Annotated in this window: 1 protein-coding gene; it reads left to right on the forward strand. The window is 31.9% G+C overall.

Translation table 11 applies throughout. From position 1 onward, the window contains the following. Positions 1-122 precede the first annotated feature (122 nt). On the forward strand, positions 123-389 hold a 267-nt coding region (locus CN514_RS25030), incomplete at its 3' end, for a transporter substrate-binding domain-containing protein (RefSeq protein ID WP_141529543.1).

A 389-nucleotide genomic window follows, 5' to 3' on the forward strand; every position in this document is an offset into this window, starting at 1 on the left:
GTATTGCATATTTAAACAAGAATAGATATAATAATTAAAAATCTAAATATATTAAATTTTCAATATATTTAATCTGATCAGAAATTTACTTACATAAATCAAAAATAATTGGGGGTATTGAAATGAAACAGGTTAAAAAACTATCCTTTGCATTTGCAGTGACGACGGCTCTAATTTTATCGGGTTGTGGTAAGGATGCGAAAACAAGCGGAACAGCAGACAAACCATTACGAGTTGTTACTGATGCTGCCTATGCGCCTTTTGAATATCTTGATAACGGTAAAATAGTAGGATTCGATGTTGATTTTACAAATGCAGTTGCGAAAGAAGCTGGGGTAAAAATCAAAATTGTGAATACTGGATGGGATCCATTATTTGCTGAAATTGGT

Source organism: Bacillus sp. AFS001701, from assembly GCF_002559405.1.
GTDB lineage: Bacteria > Bacillota > Bacilli > Bacillales > Bacillaceae_G > Gottfriedia.